Consider the following 461-nt stretch of genomic DNA (forward strand, 5'->3'; position numbering starts at 1 on the left):
CTTGCAGCAGAAAATGAAGAAGACGGAAGTGCCGAAGAAAAAAACTAACGATGAGTGAAGCTGTAATGGATATGTATAACGCACTTATCGATTGCGGCTTCACTCAAAATCAAGTTGATGAAATGGATATTGTTCACCATTTAAAACTATTGGCTAGACGTAAGAGTAAAGACAAAAAGAAAGAACCTGAAGGGCTCTATATCGACCAAGTCTTAGGGTAAGGGGGTGAATACGTGAATAAGAGAATTAAGGTTGAGTTGTATTCCAATTCTAATGAATTTAAAAATGATATGAGATCAGTAGGCGAGCAAATGAAACTTTTAAAGTCAGAGTTTCAAGCAAATCGCACAGCTGTAGGCACATGGGGAAACGAAATAAAGCAATCTGAAACCAAGCTAGATTTTTTGACGAAACAAATTGACCTACAGAAACAAAAAGTAGAATCATTGACGAAGGCTCAT

1 protein-coding gene and 1 pseudogene are annotated in these 461 nt (G+C 36.9%); both read left to right on the forward strand.

Annotation, left to right across the window (positions count from 1 at the left end; all coding sequences use genetic code 11):
* Positions 1-50 precede the first annotated feature (50 nt).
* Positions 51-221, forward strand: a complete 171-nt coding sequence (locus BAMA_RS24705) for a hypothetical protein (protein ID WP_157406080.1) — start codon at positions 51-53, stop codon at positions 219-221.
* A gap of 12 nt (positions 222-233) precedes the next feature.
* Positions 234-461 (forward strand): annotated as a pseudogene (locus BAMA_RS23330) (hypothetical protein); the annotation flags it as partial.

The organism is Bacillus manliponensis, assembly GCF_000712595.1.
GTDB lineage: Bacteria > Bacillota > Bacilli > Bacillales > Bacillaceae_G > Bacillus_A > Bacillus_A manliponensis.